At 68.4% G+C, this 14872-nt stretch carries 18 protein-coding genes and 1 tRNA gene; 10 read left to right on the top strand and 9 right to left on the bottom strand.

The genetic code is table 11. The features are described 5' to 3' along the window. The coding region (locus tag K0M70_RS07415) for a GAF domain-containing protein (protein WP_290781101.1) at positions 1–707 on the bottom strand (707 nt) is incomplete at its 3' end. 250 nt (positions 708–957) lie between these two features. Between K0M70_RS07415 and metF the strand changes: the two genes are divergently transcribed. From metF to K0M70_RS07400, 3 genes are read left to right on the top strand one after another with little or no spacing between them, the layout of a single operon-like run. Then, positions 958–1782: a methylenetetrahydrofolate reductase [NAD(P)H] gene (gene metF, locus K0M70_RS07410; RefSeq protein WP_290781099.1), complete on the top strand. Its 825-nt coding sequence runs from the start codon at positions 958–960 to the stop codon at positions 1780–1782. Between the two features lie 21 nt (positions 1783–1803). Next, positions 1804–2421 carry a DUF4124 domain-containing protein gene (locus tag K0M70_RS07405; RefSeq protein ID WP_290781097.1) on the top strand — a complete coding sequence of 206 codons (618 nt, stop codon included), beginning with the start codon at positions 1804–1806 and terminating at the stop codon, positions 2419–2421. Between the two features lie 53 nt (positions 2422–2474). After that, positions 2475–3392, top strand: a complete 918-nt coding sequence (locus K0M70_RS07400; protein WP_290781095.1) for a branched-chain amino acid transaminase — start codon at positions 2475–2477, stop codon at positions 3390–3392. 18 nt (positions 3393–3410) lie between these two features. Here K0M70_RS07400 and K0M70_RS07395 read toward each other — a convergent pair whose 3' ends face one another. From K0M70_RS07395 to K0M70_RS07365, 7 genes are all read right to left on the bottom strand, one after another. Then, a complete protein-coding gene (locus K0M70_RS07395; RefSeq protein WP_290781093.1) occupies positions 3411–4700 on the bottom strand; it encodes a HAMP domain-containing sensor histidine kinase in 1290 nt (429 codons plus the stop codon). 5 nt (positions 4701–4705) lie between these two features. Continuing rightward, entirely contained in the window at positions 4706–5386 is a 681-nt protein-coding gene (locus tag K0M70_RS07390; protein ID WP_290781091.1) for a response regulator transcription factor, read from the bottom strand. 3 nt (positions 5387–5389) lie between these two features. Continuing rightward, positions 5390–5839: a hypothetical protein gene (locus tag K0M70_RS07385; RefSeq protein ID WP_290781103.1), complete on the bottom strand. Its 450-nt coding sequence runs from the start codon at positions 5837–5839 to the stop codon at positions 5390–5392. Between the two features lie 245 nt (positions 5840–6084). Next, entirely contained in the window at positions 6085–7017 is a 933-nt protein-coding gene (gene rimK, locus K0M70_RS07380; RefSeq protein ID WP_290781089.1) for a 30S ribosomal protein S6--L-glutamate ligase, read from the bottom strand. Next, the gene (locus K0M70_RS07375; RefSeq protein ID WP_290781087.1) at positions 7014–7463 is read right to left on the bottom strand and encodes a RimK/LysX family protein; all 450 of its coding nucleotides are present in this window, start codon (positions 7461–7463) and stop codon (positions 7014–7016) included. The genes rimK and K0M70_RS07375 overlap by 4 nt, the downstream gene beginning before the upstream one ends. A 102-nt stretch (positions 7464–7565) precedes the next feature. Beyond that, positions 7566–9026 carry a hypothetical protein gene (locus tag K0M70_RS07370; RefSeq protein ID WP_290781084.1) on the bottom strand — a complete coding sequence of 487 codons (1461 nt, stop codon included), beginning with the start codon at positions 9024–9026 and terminating at the stop codon, positions 7566–7568. A gap of 109 nt (positions 9027–9135) precedes the next feature. Continuing rightward, positions 9136–9209: transfer RNA gene (locus tag K0M70_RS07365), tRNA-Gly, on the bottom strand. A 58-nt stretch (positions 9210–9267) separates the two neighbouring features. On the opposite strand from K0M70_RS07365, the gene thiS reads away from it, so the two are divergent. From thiS to K0M70_RS07345, 4 genes are all read left to right on the top strand, one after another. Then, the gene (gene thiS, locus K0M70_RS07360) at positions 9268–9468 is read left to right on the top strand and encodes a sulfur carrier protein ThiS (protein ID WP_290781082.1); all 201 of its coding nucleotides are present in this window, start codon (positions 9268–9270) and stop codon (positions 9466–9468) included. A gap of 74 nt (positions 9469–9542) precedes the next feature. Next, the gene (locus K0M70_RS07355; protein WP_290781080.1) at positions 9543–10346 is read left to right on the top strand and encodes a thiazole synthase; all 804 of its coding nucleotides are present in this window, start codon (positions 9543–9545) and stop codon (positions 10344–10346) included. Positions 10347–10360: 14 nt separating this feature from the next. Next, positions 10361–11074, top strand: coding sequence for a tRNA (guanosine(46)-N7)-methyltransferase TrmB (gene trmB, locus K0M70_RS07350; RefSeq protein ID WP_290781078.1), 714 nt, complete (start codon positions 10361–10363; stop codon positions 11072–11074). A gap of 13 nt (positions 11075–11087) precedes the next feature. Next, on the top strand, positions 11088–12926 hold the full coding sequence (locus K0M70_RS07345; protein ID WP_290781076.1) for an SLC13 family permease: 1839 nt from the start codon (positions 11088–11090) through the stop codon (positions 12924–12926). Here K0M70_RS07345 and K0M70_RS07340 read toward each other — a convergent pair. Then, positions 12923–13252: a Rieske (2Fe-2S) protein gene (locus K0M70_RS07340; protein ID WP_290781074.1), complete on the bottom strand. Its 330-nt coding sequence runs from the start codon at positions 13250–13252 to the stop codon at positions 12923–12925. The two genes, K0M70_RS07345 and K0M70_RS07340, sit on opposite strands and share 4 nt — an antisense overlap. A 23-nt stretch (positions 13253–13275) precedes the next feature. On the opposite strand from K0M70_RS07340, the gene K0M70_RS07335 reads away from it, so the two are divergent. From K0M70_RS07335 to mscL, 3 genes are all read left to right on the top strand, one after another. Continuing rightward, on the top strand, positions 13276–13551 hold the full coding sequence (locus K0M70_RS07335; protein ID WP_290781071.1) for a hypothetical protein: 276 nt from the start codon (positions 13276–13278) through the stop codon (positions 13549–13551). Between the two features lie 66 nt (positions 13552–13617). Further along, entirely contained in the window at positions 13618–14310 is a 693-nt protein-coding gene (locus K0M70_RS07330; RefSeq protein WP_290781069.1) for a fumarylacetoacetate hydrolase family protein, read from the top strand. A gap of 60 nt (positions 14311–14370) precedes the next feature. Continuing rightward, positions 14371–14784, top strand: coding sequence for a large-conductance mechanosensitive channel protein MscL (gene mscL, locus K0M70_RS07325; protein ID WP_290781066.1), 414 nt, complete (start codon positions 14371–14373; stop codon positions 14782–14784). The last annotated feature ends 88 nt before the right edge of the window (positions 14785–14872 follow it).

The raw sequence follows: 14872 nt of genomic DNA, 5'->3' as shown, positions 1-14872 counted from the left end.
CGGGCCATGACCTCGTCTTCGCTGGTGGTGCCAAGGGACATGGCCACGCTTTGCGCAGCATCCACCCTCAGGTTCACCACCGCGGGAACGGCATCGTGCGGCGACTGCGCAAGCAGCCGCTGCCTGATCAGTTCGATCATGTAGTCGCGGTTCGGCAAGCCCGTGGCGGCGTCGTGCACGCGCAAATAATCAATTTCGGCCTCGGCGACATGGCGGCGCGCGATCTCGTAGGCCATCGCCACGTAGTCGCCCATGCTTGCGGCGAAGGTGGTTTCCTCGCGCGACCATATCCGGGCGCCCTGGATGCTTTCATGGCATATCACCCCATGCAGCTCGCCGCCGACGAAGGCCGGCGCGTCCAGCACGGCGTGGATGCGGTGGCGCTGGAGGTAATCGCGCAGCGCCTGGTGGGAATTGGCCGCCGCCGGTTCGTCCTGGATTTCGGAGGTCTCGAAGGTGCGCACGTCGGCAAGCGCCGCAATGTAGTCGTCGCCTTCGAGAGAAAGTACTTCCAGCAGCGCAACCGGCCGGTGTCCGCCGCTGGCGCCGTCGTAGGAATGGATGCAGTGCAGCCGCTGCCCCGGCACGTCGTAGCGCCAGACGCTGACGCGGTCGATCCTGAGGGCATTGGCGGAAGCCTCGCAGATGGCGCCAATGGCCGTTTCGAAGGTGCAATCGGGCCGCCACAGGGCGCGCGTCAGCGCCACCAGGGTCTTCGTGAACCGCTCGCTGGCTGACTCGACCAGGACCGGCGAAGGCGGCGCTGAAGTTACCGCAGACGTCCGTAGCGAGGGCATCCGCTGCCTCCTGTGCTTTTACCTGCAAAGCTAGCACAGCGCCGCCTGGCCATCGGGCCAGGGGCCAGGCCAGCGGGCGGAGGGGCCCATCGGAGGCCAGCCTTGGTTCCTTTCATCCGGATGAAGCGATATAGTCCCGGAACACGCGAGAGAGGCCTGCATGCCCAAGCTCAGCTTCGAGTTCTACCCGCCCAAGACCGACGACCAGCGCGCCCAGCTTGACCGGACGGTACGCAAGCTCAAGGCGCATGCGCCTGAATTCGTGTCGGTCACCTTTGGCGCCGGCGGCTCAACGCTGTCCTACACCGCCGAAACCGTACGCAGCCTGCGCGACACCCACGGCCTCAACGGCGTGCCGCACCTGAGCTGCGTCGGCGGCACGCGCGAAGAAATCCGCGGGCTGCTGGCCGAATACCGCGCCCAGGGCTGCAGCCGCATCGTGGCCCTGCGCGGCGACCTGCCTTCGGGCATGGCGCGCGCCGGCGACCTGCACTACGCGTCCGACCTGGTGCGCTTCATCCGCGACGAACACGGCGACCACTTCCACATCGAAGTGGGCTGCTACCCCGAAACCCACCCGCAGTCCGAAGACGCCCTGGCCGACATCCGCCACTTCAGGACCAAGGTGGACGCCGGCGCCGACAGCGCCATCACCCAGTACTTCTTCAACGCCGACGCCTACTTCCGCTTCGTGGACGACGTACGCAAGGCCGGCATCACCATCCCGGTCGTGCCCGGCATCATGCCCATCTCCAATTTCAGCCAGCTCAAGCGTTTCTCCGAAGCCTGCGGCGCCGAGATCCCGCGCTGGATCGGCAAGCGCATGCAGGCCTACGGCGACGACGCCGACAGCGTGCGCGAGTTCGCGGCCGACATCGTTGCCGGCATGTGCCGCCGCCTGGTGGACGCGGGCGCGCCGGAGCTGCATTTCTACACGCTGAACCTGGCCCGGCCGACCGAAGCGGTGCTCACCCGCCTGGGCTGACAACGCGCTAACCTGCGGCCCATGGTCCGCACCCTTCCCTGGTTTGCCCTCGCACTTTGCTGCCTGCTGGCCTGGGCCACGCCCGCGTCGGCCCAAGGTATCCGTCGCTGCGTGGCGGCCGACGGCACCAGCGTGTTCACCGACCGCGCCTGCAGCGAAATGGACTCGGTGCCGATGCAGGCGCCGCCTTCCGCCGAGGGCAACCTGGGCAGCGGTTTGCGCGGCGGCTTCGCCCAGGCGGGCTGCGCGCGCAGCCCCGGCCAACTGCTGGACCGGGTGCGCACCGCGCTGGAGGCCCGCGACGTCAACCGCCTCGCCAGCCACTACCACTGGACCGGCACCGGTTCGGGCAGCGGCCGGCGCCTGATGGACGAACTGGAGGCCATCGCCGGCCAGGCGCTGGTGTCGGTGGAGCTGGTTTACCCGCAGCCACCGCCCGAGCCGCTGCCGCGGGCGGAAATCACGCTCGCGCCCGGCGAACCGGTGCCGGACTTCGCCCTGCCCGCCGCCGGCCCCGCAGACGCGCCCCAGCCCCGTCACCTGCGCGTGCTGCAGATGCGCAGCGACCGGGCCGAACAGGCCAGCGGCACCGTATTCCAGCTGCGCCGCAACGCCGGCTGCTGGTGGATCGAACTGTGAGACCGGGCCGGGCCTGAACGGATAAACTGGCGCCCTGTCTCCAGGAGTCCGCCATGTCGCAGCCCTACCCCGAACACATCTGGCACAACGGCGTGATCAAGCCGTGGGCCGACGCCACCGTTCACGTCATGGCGCATGGCCTGCACTACGGATCGTCGGTGTTCGAGGGCATCCGCAGCTACGCCACGCCCAACGGCCAGGCCATCTTCCGCCTCACCGAACATCTCAAGCGCCTGTACGCGTCGGCCAAGATCTACGACATGTACATGCCCTACGACGTGCCCACGCTGGCCCAGGCCTGCCGCGACGTCATCACCGCCAATGGCCTGGAAAAAGCCTACCTGCGGCCCATCGCCTACCGCGGCCTGGGCGGCTTCGGCCTGTCGGCCGACACCCCTACCGACCTGGCCATTGCCGCCTGGCACATGGGCCCCTACCTGGGCCCGGACGTGCTGGAAGCCGGCATTGATGCCTGTGTTTCCAGCTGGCAGCGCTTCGCGCCCAACACCATTCCCGCGGGCGCCAAGGCCGGCGGCAATTATCTTTCCGGCCAGCTGGTGGCGCGCGAAGCGCGTCGCCTGGGCTTCGGCGAAGGCATCGCGCTGGCGTCCACCGGCCTGCTCAGCGAAGGCGCGGGCGAAAACCTGTTCCTGGTGATGGACGGCGCGCTGCACACCACGCCCATCAGCGCGGCGCTGCTCAACGGCATCACCCGCAACTCGATCATCACCCTGGCCAAGGCCAACGGCATCGAGTGCGTGGAGCGCGACATCCCGCGCGAATACCTCTACCTGTGCGACGAACTCTTCATGTGCGGCACCGCCGCCGAGATCACGCCCATCCGCTCAGTGGACGGCCGGCAGGTCGGCGCCGGCAAGCCCGGCCCGGTCACGCGCCGCGTGCAGGATTTGTTCTTCGGCCTGTTCGACGGCCGCACGCCCGACACCCGCGGCTGGCTGGAGTACGTCTAAAACGGGCCCGGGGCCCCGTCAGTCCTGCGCGAAGCGCAGGATGGCCACCGCGCCCAGCTCCGGGCGCGGCGCGATGCTCACCTGCCACTCGTACAGGTCGCACAGGCGGCGGACGATGGACAGGCCGATGCCGCCGCCCACCGTGCCACCGGCGCCGGAGCCGCGGTAGCCGCGTTCGAACAGGCGCGCGGCGTCCTCTTCGCTCAGGCCCGGCCCGGTGTCTTCGATACGCACCTGGTGCGCTTCCACCACGATGCGCACTTCGCCCTGGCTGGTGTACTTGCAGGCGTTGCCGATCAGGTTGCCCAGCGCCACGGCCAGCACCGCCTCGGGCGCTTCGGCAACGGCGTCCGGGTCGCCCTCCACGATCACTTCCAGGGGCTTGCCGCCCAGCTGCGTACGGCTGGCGTCGGCCAGCTGCTGGCACAGCTTGAGCAGCGGCGTGTGGCCGATGCCGCGCTCGTTGCGCGACAGCAGCAGCAGCGCCGTGGTGAGGTCAGTGCTCTGCACCGCCGCGCGCTCGATGCGCAGCAGGCGCTGCCGGGTTTTCTCCGGCAGGTCGGGGTTGGCCAGCAGCAGCTCGGTGGCGCCGCGGATCACCGACAGCGGCGTGCGCAGCTCGTGGCTGACGTCGGAATTGAACTCGCGGTCGCGCTTCACCAGCGCCGTCATCTGCTCGGCGTAGTCGTCCAGCACGGCGGCCAGCTGGCCCACTTCGTCGTTGGCAAAGTGCGGCGCCAGCTTCTTGGGCTTTTCGCTGCCGGCCATGCCCTTCATGCGATGGGCCAGTTCGGTCAGCGGGCTGATCACGCGCTTGGACGACCAGAAGCCGATCACCAGCGACATCAGCGAGAACAGGGCCACCACGCCGATCAGCATGTACATCAACTGCTTCTGGCTGGCGCGCTGCTGGCTGATGTCGTAGCGAAGGAAGAACCAGAGGTCATCGTCCTTCTTCACCGCCAGCTTGTAGGTGCGGATATCGCCGTCTTCGTCCGGCCCGCTGATCTCGTGCACGCCTTCGGGCAGGTTCTGCCAGTTGAAGGGCACGTTGCCGAACTTGCGTTCGCTGAAGATGAAGCCCCTGATGCTTTGGAACTCGACGCCGATCGGATCCTTGCCCTCGGGATCGGCGTAGTAGCCGGCCGCGTAGTCTTGCACGTTGCCGTAAAGCGCCTCGCCGATCAGCTGGTCTTCAAGCCGCTCGCGCAGCAGCACCGTCGCCGTGGCGAACAGCGCCGTCAGGCCGAAGCCCAGCAGGAAGAACGACAGGATGATCCGGCTGCGAAGCCTACGCCGGTAGCGCATTGGCTTCAGCTCGCTTCGAGGTCGGCAATCCGGTAGCCGATGCCGTGACGGGTCTGGATCAGCGCCTTCTCGAACGGCTTGTCCACCGCGGCGCGCAGGCCATGGATGTGCACGCGCAGCGAATCGCTGTCGGGAAGTTCTTCACCCCAGACGCGCGTTTCAAGCTCCTGGCGGGTCACCACCGAAGGCGACGCCTCCATCAGCGACTGCAGGATTTTCAGGGCCGTGGGGTTGAGCTGCAGCAGCTTGCCGCCGCGGCGCACTTCCAGCGTGTCCAGGTTGTACTCCAGGTCGGCCACCAGCAGCACGCGGGGCTGGGCGGCCTTGCCGCGCCGGGCCAGCACGGCCAGGCGGGCTTCCACTTCCTGCAGCGCGAAGGGCTTCACCAGGTAGTCGTCGGCGCCGGAATCGAAGCCTTCCAGCTTGTTGTCCAGGGAATCGCGGGCCGTCAGCATCAGCACCGGCGTCTGCTTGCGGCCTTCCTGCCGCAGCTTGCGGCAGACCTCCAGCCCATCCATGCCTGGCAGGTTGAGGTCGAGCACGATGGCGTCGAAGTCGTTGACCACGGCCAGGTGCAGGCCGGTAACGCCGTCCGCCGCGTAGTCCACCGTGTGGCCGCGGTCCTCGAGGTAATCCCCGAGGTTGGCGGCGATGTCACGGTTGTCCTCAACCACCAGGATTCTCACGGGCTAGTTCCTGACCGGCAGAGTGATTCGCTGGGCTTTCTGCATGGTGTCCTGGTCCGCGGTGCGGCGGCGGTTGCGCTCGGCCACGGTCATGCAGGTGGTGATCTCGCGGCGGCTGCCGGTGCGGGCTTCGCGGGTGCAGACCAGGCGGCTGTCGGCAGCGCCCTGGGTCAGCAGCATGTTGGTTCGTTCCTGGACGTTGTACAGCTCGACCTTGCGGTCGGCCGACAGTTCGTCGGGCGTCTTGCCGCCTTCGAGCATGCTGGCCATGCGGTCGAGCGACGCACGCACGTCGCTGCGCTCGGCCGAGGAAAGTTCGGCATAAGTCTTGCCGTCGGCCAGGTCCTTTTCGATCTTGGCGCGCTGCGCGGCGAAATCACCGGCGTCGACGGACACGGAATTTTCGGCCAGCGCGATCGGCGCGGCGGCGAGTGCGATCAACAGTACGAACATCTTGAACAAGGCGGTGCTCCTTTTTTAACGGGGGGTGTCCCCAGAATACTGACAGACGGGGAGAGATTGCACAGTCCGGGCAGAAAAAGGCCCGGGGACGCTTGGAGGCGCCTGCCCGGGCCGAAAGGTTGCTACTGCCCCGATTGCCGTAATCCGCGGGATGCCGCTCTGACGAGGAGGACCTTGCAGGGTTTCCGGCTTGCCAAGCCTAGGCCCGGACGTATTAAGACCCCGTTAAATCGCTCTCAGGCTTTGGTTAAGCCAGGCTTCCGGCGGGCGGCGGCCTTGGCCGGCCGGGCTTTGGGGCGAACGCTGGCGGCCAGGAAATCGATGATGGCCCCGGCCACATCCACCCCGGTGGCGCCCTCGATGCCCTCCAGACCGGGGCTTGAGTTCACTTCCAGCACCAATGGACCCCTTTTCGAGCGCAGAAGGTCCACGCCTGCAACACCGAGCCCCATCACCCGGGCCGCCCGCAGGGCAGTGTCGATTTCGGCCGGCGTGAGCTTGATCTTGCTGGCCTTGCCGCCCCGGTGCAGGTTGGAGCGGAACTCGCCCTCGCTGGCCTGCCGGCGCATGGCCGCCACGACTTTGCCGCCCACCACGAAGCAGCGAATGTCCGACCCCTTGGCTTCGGCGATGAACTCCTGCACCAGGAAATTGGCATACAGGCCGCGGAAGGCTTCGATGACGCTGCGCGAGGCGCCGGCGTTTTCGGCCAGGATCACGCCGGTGCCCTGCGTACCCTCGTTGAGCTTGATCACGTGCGGCGGCTTGCCCAGCATGCCCAGCAGGTCCCCGGTGTCGTCGGGGTTGTCGCCGAATACGGTCAGCGGCAGGTCCAGGCCTTCGCCGGCCAGCATCTGGTGGCAGCGCAGCTTGTCGCGCGCGCGCAGCACGGCGTCCGAGCCGTTGGGAGTGAACGCGCCCATCAGTTCGAACTGGCGCAGCACCGCCGTGCCGTAGAAGGTGACCGAGGCGCCGATGCGCGGGATCACCGCGTCGATGCCCGCCAGCGGCTTGCCCTTGTAGCGCAGCAGGAACTGCCCGGGTGCGATCTGCATGTAGCAGCGCAACGGGTCGAGCACGCGCACCACGTGGCCGCGCTGGCGGCCGGCTTCCACCAGGCGCTGGGTCGAGTAAAGCTTGGCATTGCGGGAGAGGATGGCGAGTTTCACGGCGGCAGCAGGCCTTCGGGCGGATCGCCCTGGCGGAAGGAACTGGCCGGATCGACCAGGAAACGCCCCGCCAGTGCAGTCCGGCCGAGCAGCATGGGGAAGAGCATGTTCCGCCGATGTGTCAGGTTCACTTCGGCGTCCCATTCCAGGCCCGCCAGCCGCAGCCGGGTCTGGATGAAAATGCGTTCAGTGGTGTGGCCACCCGAATCGGTCACCTGGCGGCGGTCGATCACGGCCGCTTCGGCGGGCTGCGGCGCCTGGCCGTGCACGCCGGTGTCCAGCACGAAGCGCACGAACTCGCGGCCATCGCGCGCGAACACTTCCTGGTCCTGCACGTGCAGCGCCGACGACCGGGCGCCGGTGTCCACCTTGGCACGCACCGCCACGATGCCCAGGGCAGGCAGCGACAGCCATTCGCGCCAGCCCAGAAGGACGGGGTCAGGCATGGCTTCCTCCGAGGGGTGGGCAGGGTCCCGGGCGAGCGCCGCAGGCTGCGGCGGCTCCGGGAGCGTGCGAAGTCTAAGCCAATGCCCGCCGCCTGGCATCCGTCAGCCGCGGGGAACCGGCGCCACGCCGCCGTAAGCCGGGGCAGCCGCGGGCAGCAGAGGCAGGGGCTCTCCCTCGATCTGTTCGAAGGCGCGCGCGGACAGTGCAAAACACGCCGCAAGAAAACCGACGTAGCACAGCGACACCAGGGCAAGCGCGCGCCCGGCGCCCGGGCTGCCCAGGCGCCGCCACGCGGACTCACCGCCGAAAATTGCGAAGCCGTGCATGGCCAACACCAGCGCCAGGAAAAAGCGCGGCTCCACCGGGAAGGGGATGCAGAAGAACACGTGCACCACGAGGCCCGCCAAGCCCACCATGCCCGGCAGCGAACGTCCGCCGCCGGCGAATCGCAGCGCCACCACCAGGCCGCCCAGGAACAGCAGGGAATAATTGGCGAGCGAGAAAAGCAGCCGGCTGCGTCGCACGTCGTCCACGTAGACGCTGGGGTAGCTGATGTCCACGCCGTTGAACAGGTGCCGGGCGTAAATGCCGGCGAAATCCAGCGGATGCGCCGCCACCAGGCCCAGGTACTGCGGCAGCGCCAGCCAGCCCGTGATGCCCTCTTCCTCCAGCAGCGCCAGGCCCGTCGGCTCGGCGAACACGACCATGCCGGTGTAGGACTCGTCCACGCTCCATTCGATCTTCTGCATCTTCAGGCCGTTGGTCAGCTGGCCGTTGAGCACGCGCAGGCCCTCGGTCTTGACCGGCCCGGCGGCTTCATTCCGATGCTGTGCGTACACCTGGTTCACCAGGAACATCGCCAGCAGCGCAGCGGTGAATACCGCCACGCCCGCCGCCATCCGGGGCCGCGGCACCGCGCCGGCCCGCGCCTGCATCCACACCAGCGCCAGCACGAACGGCACGCAAACGATGTAGTTCGAACGCGACAGAATGGCGGCGGCCACCCACAGGCCGGCCAACCCGAACGACGCCACCGGGTACCGGCCCGGATCAAGCGCGCGGTTGAGCGCCAGCACCAGGAAGTACAGCGCGAAGTAGTCGCTGGACGGATAAAGGAAATAGCCGCGGAAAAAATAGAAGACCACGGCCGCGAACACCAGGGTCCGGGCCATCGATGCCGGCTGCCCCAGCAGCCGCGAGAACAGGGCCGGCAGGCTCACCGTGGTGAGGGCGGCGAACAGCAGCGCGGCGAACACCCGGAACGTGGCGACGTCGTCGGTGCCCAGCCAGGTGGACACCCCGTAGACGGCCCCGCTGATGGCGAACACCACGAAGCCGCGGTATTCGACGAACGACCGGTAGGGGTTGTCCGCGGCGAACAGCGACTTCGCCACCTCCCAGGTCTCGAACGAGTCGCCGCGGAAGCCCAGGTCCCGGTTCATGGCGCCAAACACCACCATCGCCAGGAAGGCCAACGCGAACGGGATGACCGCGCGCGCCGCGCGGGCAGCGCCGGTGGCGCCAGCCTGCGGGACCGGGAGGGGTGGGCGATCGTTCGACAAAAACAGACCCTCGGGCGTGCGCGAGTGCCCCGCGTGGCGGTGGCCCGGGAGCCTGATCCGGCCAGCGAGGGCAAGAAAAGCCAAGCCGCCGGCCTGGCCCTTGGGTGCGTGGAGCGGGTGAAGGGAATCGAACCCTCGTCAGTTGCTTGGGAAGCAACAGCTCTACCATTGAGCTACACCCGCGAACGCCCCGGATTATGCGGGCCGCCACGACCGGCCGCAACGCGATAAAATCGCGCTCATGAAGATCACCCTCAACGGCCAGGCCCGACACCTCGACCCCGGCACCACGCTCGAAGCCCTGCTCGTGCAGGCCGGCCATGCCGGCCGCAAGGTCGCGGTGGAGGTCAACCTGGACGTGGTGCCGCGCAGCCGCCACCCCAGCCACGTGCTGGCCGAAGGCGACCGCGTGGAGATCATCCAGGCCATCGGCGGCGGATGACCACGCTGCTCCGCGGCTGAACCTCTTCTTAAGAAAGGGTTAACTCGCACCGTCAATCGGGCCATAATCCGGGCATGAACCGCACGCCCGACGCCCCGAATGCCGATCCGCTCGTGATCGCCGGCATCACCTACCGCTCCCGCCTGCTGACCGGCACGGGCAAGTTCACCGGTCTGGAACAGACCCGCCTGGCCACCGAGGCCGCGGGGGCGCAGATCGTCACGGTGGCGATCCGCCGCAGCAACATCGGCCAGAACCCCGGCGAACCCAACCTGCTGGACGTGCTGCCGCCCGACCGCTACACGCTGCTGCCCAACACCGCCGGCTGCTACACCGCCGACGACGCGGTGCGCACCTGCCGCCTGGCGCGCGAACTGCTGGATGGCCACAAGCTGGTGAAGCTCGAAGTGCTGGGCGACGCACGCACGCTCTACCCCGACGTGGTGCAGACGATCAAGGCGGCCGAGATCCTGGTGGCCGAAGGTTTCGACGTGATGGTGTACACGTCCGACGACCCGATCATCGCCAAGCGCCTGGAAGAAATTGGCTGCGTGGCCATCATGCCGCTGGCCGCCCCGATCGGATCGGGCCTGGGCGTGCAGAACCGCTGGTCCATTCTGGAAATCGTCGAGAACGCCAGGGTGCCCGTGCTGGTGGACGCCGGCGTAGGCACGGCGTCCGACGCGGCCATCGCCATGGAGCTGGGCTGCGACGGCGTACTGATGAACACCGCCATTGCCGGTGCACGCGACCCGGTGCTGATGGCCAGCGCGATGCGCAAGGCGGTCGAGGCCGGCCGGGAGGCCTTCCTGGCCGGCCGCATCCCCAAGAAGCGCAACGCCAGCGCGTCGTCGCCCATCGACGGTCACTTCCTCTGATGATGGCCACGGGCATGTCCGGCGACAGCGACGACAGCGCCCCGCCAGCGGCCCTGCGCAACCGCCCGATCCGCAGCTTCGTGCTGCGCCAGGGCCGGCAGACCGTCGCCCAGAAGCGCGCCTTCGAACTGTATTGGGACGCGCACGGGCTGGACTACACCGCGGCGCCGCGCGACTTCGACGCGGTCTTCGGCCGCCGCGCTCCGCGCGTGCTGGAAATAGGCTTCGGCAACGGCGAGCAGCTGCGGTTCGCGGCGCAGCGCGAGCCCGGCCGCGATTTCATCGGCGTTGAAGTGCACGGTCCCGGCGTGGGCCGGCTGCTGAACGGCGCCGGCGAGGCTGGCCTGGCCAACCTGCGCGTCTACCAGCACGACGCGGTGGAAGTACTGCAGCACGAGATCGCCCCGGCGTCGCTGGACGAAGTGCGCATCTACTTCCCCGACCCCTGGCACAAGAAGCGCCACAACAAGCGCCGCCTGGTGCAGCCGGGCTTCGTCGGCCTGCTGTGCGAACGCCTGCGCCCCGGCGGCCTGCTGCACCTGGCCACCGACTGGGAAAACTACGCCGAGCACATGTGGGACGTGCTGGACGCCGAGCCGCGCCTGCACAACCGCGCCGGTGCGCGCGGCTTCGTACCGCGGCCGGAATGGCGGCGGCAAACGCACTTCGAGACCCGCGGCCTGAAACTGGGCCACGGTGTCTGGGACCTGCTGTACGACCGGACCTGAGGGCGCATCCCGCATGGAAACCGGCCTGGTCCTGACTCGCGACATGATGCTCGTGCTGGGCTTGGTGGGCTTCACCATCGCGATGTTCATGTTCGAACGCATCCGCGCCGACGCCACCGCGCTGGTGGTGCTGGTGGTGCTGGGGCTGACGGGGCTGGTGCCGGCCAACCAGCTGTTCGATGGTTTTTCCGGCAACGCCGTCATCGCGGTGATCGCCACGATGATCCTGGGGGCGGGCCTGGACCGCACCGGCGCGCTCAACCGGCTGGCGGTGTGGCTGCTGCGCGTGTCCAAGGGCATGGAAGAGCGCCTGATCCTGCTGACCTCGGCCATGGCCGGGCTGATGTCGGGCTTCATGCAGAACCCGTCGGTGATGGCGCTGTTCCTGCCGGTGGCCTCGCGCGTGTCCAGCCGGTCGGGCATCGGCCTGTCGCGGCTGCTGATGCCGGTGGCGGCGGCCATCGTCATGGGCGGCGGCCTGACCATGATCGGCAACTCGCCGCTGATGCTGCTCAACGACCTGCTGGTGGCCGCCAACCGCAACCTGCCCTCGGGCGTGGCCACGCTGCAGCCGCTGCCGATGTTCGCGCCGCTGCCCATTGGCCTGGTGCTGCTGCTGGCGGGCCTGGCCTACTTCCGCTGGCGCGGCCCGAGGGCGCTGGGCAAAGGCGAGGAAAAAGGCGTGGCGCCCAGCCGCACCCAGAGCTACTTCGCGCGCGCCTACGGCATTGATGGCGACGTCTACGAGCTCAGCGTCACCGCCGAAAGCCCGCTGGTGGGCATGTCGGTGGGCGAGGCCGAGGCGCAGCGGGACGCCCCGCTGTTGCTGGCCCTGCTCAGCGGCAACGAAGCCCGCCTGGCGCCCCCGGCCGACCAGATGATCTGGGTGGGCAGCGTGCTGGGCGTGATGGGTCCGCGCGAGGCCATCCAGGACTACGCCCAGAAAAACCTGCTTCGGATGTCGGCGCGCCTGCGCCACTTCTCCGACCTGTTCAATCCCAGCCGCTCGGGCATTTCCGAGGCGGTCATCCCGCCCACGTCGGCCTTCATCGGCAAGGCCCAGGCCCAGCTGCAGCTGCGCAAGCGCTTCGGCATCAGCCTGCTGGCGGTGAACCGTGACAACCAGGTCTGGCGCGAGGACATCCGCCGCATGCCGCTCAAGGCCGGCGACATGCTGGTGTTCCACAGCATCTGGACCGACCTGGCGCAGGCCAGCGAAAGCCGCGACTTCGTGGTGGTCACCGACTACCCCAAGGGCGCCCACCGGCCGCAGAAGCTGTGGTGGGCGCTGACCGTGTTCGTGGCGGCGATGGCGCTGGCGCTGACCACCCTGGTGCCGGTGCCGATTGCGCTGATGGCCGGCGCCGCGGCGATGATGGTCACCGGCGTGCTGAACATGGACGAGGCTTACGCGGCCGTCAGCTGGAAGACCGTGTTCCTGATGGCCTGCCTGATCCCGCTGGGCTGGGCCATGGATTCCACCGGTGCGGCCGGCTGGCTGGCCCAGCACATCCTCGCCCGCATCGGGCCCGACGTCCCGATCTGGGTGCTGGAAGCGGCCATCGGCCTGCTGGCCACGGCGTTTGCACTGGTCATCGGCAATGTCGGCGCCACCGTGGTGATGGTGCCGATGGCCATCAACGTGGCGCTGGCCGCCGGCGGCAGCCCGACGGCGTTCGCGCTGGTGGTGGCGCTGTCGGCGTCGAACAATTTCCTCAGCGTGTCCAACCCGGTGCTGGCCATGGTGACGGGGCCAGCCGGCTACCGCCCGCGCGACCTGTGGCGCATGGGTGCGCCCTTGACCCTGGTTTACCTGGCCATCGTTTTGCTGATGGTCAACCTGATGTTCTAGCCAATCACGACCACCAGCGGCACCAGCGAAGCGCCGCGGCAGGGCCCGGCCACGCACACGCCCTGCTCGAGCTCGAAGCTGGCGCCGTGCGCCGCGCAGACCAGGCGGCCCTGGTCGAGCAGGAATTTCCCGGGCGCATAGTCCATGCGCCGCCCGGCATGCGGGCAGATGTTCAGCCAGGCCTGGACGCGCGCTCCGACGCGCCGCAGCAAGACCGACTGCAGTTCGCCGGCCACCGGCAGTTCAACTTCCGACAGCCCTTCCACCGGCAGCTCGGCCAGGTGGATTAACGAACCGCTTACACTTTCCACGTCCGGCCTCGCCATACTTCGGTTCCCCGCATTCTGCCATGCCGCCAATGACCTTCCGCTTCCAGCGCCTTTTCAGCTACTGCCCCAGCAAGCCGCGCAACCCGCTGCTTCGCATCCTGGTGGGCGTCCTGGGCGTGGCGCTGCTGGCGCTGCTGGTGGTGTTCGGGCTGGTGATCGGGCTGGGCATGCTGCTGTTCGCCGCGGTGCGCCGCCTGATGCGCCCCACGGCGGCCCCGTCGCGCGCCAGCGAAGGCGTGATCGAAGGCGAGTTCGTGCACGTGGAAAAATCCCCGGGCCGCCTCGGCCTGCGCTGAGACCGCCTTCGTACCAACCCACCGCCCCGCGCGGCTAGACTTGGCGCTCAGCTCCGGAGCCGCGCCATGACCACCACCGTATTCCCCGCCCCCGCCTTGCCCTGCCTGCCCGTGCGCGGCAGCAGCGCGCAGTTCCCCGTGCATCGCATTTACTGCGTGGGCCGCAACTTCGCCGACCACGCCCGGGAAATGGGCGCCACGGTGGACCGCGGCAACCCGGTGTTCTTCATGAAGCCCGCCGACGCCATCGTGCCCGGCGGCGGTCGCGTGCCCTACCCGCCCGGTACCCGCGACCTGCACCATGAGGTGGAGCTGGTGGTGGCGCTGGGCCGGGATGCCCACGGCGAGGTCGCCACGGCCGACGCGCTGAGCCTGGTGTTCGGCTATGGCGTGGGCCTGGACCTGACGCGCCGCGACCTGCAGGCCGCCGCCAAGGCCAAGGGCATGCCCTGGGACACGGCCAAAGGGTTCGACTGTTCGGCCCCCGCCAGCGAGCTGGTCCCGGTGGCGGAGGCCGGCCCGGTCTCCACGCGCCGGCTTTGGCTGGAAGTGAACGGCCAGCTGCGCCAGCAGTCCGGCCTGGACCAGATGGTGTTCACCGTGGCCGACGTCATCCACGAGCTGTCCAGGCTCTACGTGCTCAAGGCCGGCGACCTGGTGTTCATGGGCACGCCGGCGGGCGTGGCGGCGCTGGTGCCTGGCGACCAGTTCCGCGCCGGCGTGGACGGGCTGGTTGAATTCGGCGGCCATATCGCTTGAGTGCGGCGGCGGTGTAACGTTTGGTTTCCCGCATCAAACCACCCCGGGGAGGGGCAGCATATGGGCATGGTTTCAGAGTTCAAGGAATTCGCACTGCGCGGCAACGTGGTTGACCTGGCCGTGGGCGTGGTGATCGGCGCCGCGTTCGGGAAGATCGTCGCTTCGCTGGTCAACGACATCATCATGCCCCTCGTCGGCAACATCGTCGGCGGCGTTAACTTCAACCAGCTCGCCTATGAGCTGCAGCCCGCCAGCGTTGACGCCGCGGGCGCCGAGGTTGCCGCGGTGCTGGTGAAGTACGGCGCCTTCATCCAGACCATCGTTGACTTCACGATCGTCGCTTTCGCCATCTTCATGGCGGTGAAGGTGATGAACACGCTCAAGCGCAAGCGGGTGGAAGAGCCCGCCGCCCCGCCCGCGCCCAGCGAGGAAGTGCAGCTGCTCACTGAAATCCGCGACGCGCTCAAGCGCTGAGCCACCGCCACGACGTCCTGCGCCGGCCTTCGTGGCCGGCGCCCTTTTTTTTGGAGCCACCGATGTATTTTGGGGTGGATCCCTCGGT

The organism is Arenimonas sp. (genome assembly GCF_019459675.1).
Taxonomy (GTDB): domain Bacteria; phylum Pseudomonadota; class Gammaproteobacteria; order Xanthomonadales; family Xanthomonadaceae; genus Arenimonas.
The sequence above is the reverse complement of the archived record's forward strand: the minus strand, read 5'-3'. Positions and strand labels throughout refer to the sequence as shown.

What these genes read in the sequence shown, in the direction of transcription:
- K0M70_RS07345 (WP_290781076.1), top strand. Translation starts at nt 11,088, where the DNA reads ATGGAAACCGGCCTGGTCCTGACTCGCGACATGATGCTCGTGCTGGGC.
- K0M70_RS07355 (WP_290781080.1), top strand. Translation starts at nt 9,543, where the DNA reads ATGAACCGCACGCCCGACGCCCCGAATGCCGATCCGCTCGTGATCGCC.
- mscL (WP_290781066.1), top strand. Translation starts at nt 14,371, where the DNA reads ATGGGCATGGTTTCAGAGTTCAAGGAATTCGCACTGCGCGGCAACGTG.
- K0M70_RS07405 (WP_290781097.1), top strand. Translation starts at nt 1,804, where the DNA reads ATGGTCCGCACCCTTCCCTGGTTTGCCCTCGCACTTTGCTGCCTGCTG.
- metF (WP_290781099.1), top strand. Translation starts at nt 958, where the DNA reads ATGCCCAAGCTCAGCTTCGAGTTCTACCCGCCCAAGACCGACGACCAG.
- K0M70_RS07395 (WP_290781093.1), bottom strand. Translation starts at nt 4,700, where the DNA reads ATGCGCTACCGGCGTAGGCTTCGCAGCCGGATCATCCTGTCGTTCTTC.
- K0M70_RS07330 (WP_290781069.1), top strand. Translation starts at nt 13,618, where the DNA reads ATGACCACCACCGTATTCCCCGCCCCCGCCTTGCCCTGCCTGCCCGTG.
- K0M70_RS07340 (WP_290781074.1), bottom strand. Translation starts at nt 13,252, where the DNA reads ATGGCGAGGCCGGACGTGGAAAGTGTAAGCGGTTCGTTAATCCACCTG.
- K0M70_RS07385 (WP_290781103.1), bottom strand. Translation starts at nt 5,839, where the DNA reads ATGTTCGTACTGTTGATCGCACTCGCCGCCGCGCCGATCGCGCTGGCC.
- K0M70_RS07400 (WP_290781095.1), top strand. Translation starts at nt 2,475, where the DNA reads ATGTCGCAGCCCTACCCCGAACACATCTGGCACAACGGCGTGATCAAG.
- K0M70_RS07375 (WP_290781087.1), bottom strand. Translation starts at nt 7,463, where the DNA reads ATGCCTGACCCCGTCCTTCTGGGCTGGCGCGAATGGCTGTCGCTGCCT.
- trmB (WP_290781078.1), top strand. Translation starts at nt 10,361, where the DNA reads ATGTCCGGCGACAGCGACGACAGCGCCCCGCCAGCGGCCCTGCGCAAC.
- K0M70_RS07335 (WP_290781071.1), top strand. Translation starts at nt 13,276, where the DNA reads ATGCCGCCAATGACCTTCCGCTTCCAGCGCCTTTTCAGCTACTGCCCC.
- thiS (WP_290781082.1), top strand. Translation starts at nt 9,268, where the DNA reads ATGAAGATCACCCTCAACGGCCAGGCCCGACACCTCGACCCCGGCACC.